Source organism: Bathymodiolus azoricus thioautotrophic gill symbiont, assembly GCF_001298715.1.
Taxonomy (GTDB): Bacteria; Pseudomonadota; Gammaproteobacteria; order PS1; family Pseudothioglobaceae; genus Thiodubiliella.
The window spans coordinates 1-1182 of record NZ_CDSC02000373.1; the positions used below are offsets into that span (position 1 = coordinate 1).

A 1182-nucleotide genomic window follows, 5' to 3' on the forward strand; every position below is an offset into this window, starting at 1 on the left:
AAAATAACAACTCTCACTATAACTATCCTTATATTTTAAATGATCGTATATTAAATAGTGAATAATATCCTATATATCATTGACTAAAATATATGAATTATTATATAATAATTCATATAAATAGGTTTATATTAAATTTAGGCATTTTTACTGGTTAATACCTGTGTTGTTCAGTTGGTTCTTTTGGTTTTTTCTTAATGTTGTATTACTCATGTTTTTTCTCCTTTTTAGGGATTATAAAATATGAGGGTTTACACAATCTGTGTTTACAGGGTCGCGATTATCTCTCTAATACGCTGTTTTCTAACGATAGATTAATTATAAATAATTAACAGGATATTTGCTGGTTAAATTCATATATAGTACTTATCGCATCTCTGTTGTGTTTTTTTAATTTTTGAATAATACAATCGTCAGTCGAATAAAGTGCTTCTGAATTATTGATTGCTTGAATTTTGTCGCTATTAAAATTACAAAAATTTGCCTTAGTCTCGTTGATTGATAAATATACATTAGTATTGTTCTTTTTTGTAATTTCTAAATGCTTATCTTTGTGTAAATAAATCAGATTATAGACATTGTCAAGTAACTCCACCTCTTTTTTATTTCTTGCTTTAGAGATGGCAACTATATGGTGTAATTCAAAATCTGTTTGTTTGTTTTTATTGTGAATATCAAAATATCTTTGTTTTGGCTTACTACTTCTTTTTATATTCTCAACACTAAAAATACCATAATTACCGATATTTAAAGCGATATTTTTATTATTTTCGTCAACTTGAAAATAACTAGTTTGTTTTAAAAGCATAAACATTTGTTGCGTTTCATTTCTCCAGTTATGAAAATCTTTTTTCTGTGTTTTGTCGCCACCAAAATTATTTGGGTTAGCGTAGTCTTGCACTAGCTTAAGTAACTTCATTTTTTTGAAATTTTTTTAAATTTCTATATTCACTTAGCAGTTTCATTGGATTGCTTAATTCTTCATCAGTAAATATAAACATAAATTCGTGTATATTTATATTGTCGTCTTTGTATTGGCTGTTAAAAATCAAATCTACCAAATTACTCAAATAAAACTTAAGTAGATTTTTGTCTAAAACATCTGTAAAAACCCTATATCTTTGGATTGTAGTACTAGAATTTAATAATTTATTTGCCTCATCAGTTAAAGACACATAATGT

General features: G+C 25.7%; 2 protein-coding genes. Both read right to left on the bottom strand.

Annotated features, from left to right (window positions below; all coding sequences use genetic code 11):
- Positions 1-328: 328 nt before the first annotated feature.
- A complete protein-coding gene (locus tag BAZSYMA_RS07310) occupies positions 329-919 on the bottom strand; it encodes a hypothetical protein (RefSeq protein ID WP_090717248.1) in 591 nt (196 codons plus the stop codon).
- On the bottom strand, positions 906-1182 hold a 277-nt coding region (locus tag BAZSYMA_RS10235), incomplete at its 5' end, for a hypothetical protein (RefSeq protein WP_206599455.1). The genes BAZSYMA_RS07310 and BAZSYMA_RS10235, both read right to left, overlap by 14 nt.

Coding starts and splice junctions, on each gene's coding strand:
- BAZSYMA_RS07310 (WP_090717248.1), bottom strand. CDS start 919: ATGAAGTTACTTAAGCTAGTGCAAGACTACGCTAACCCAAATAATTTT.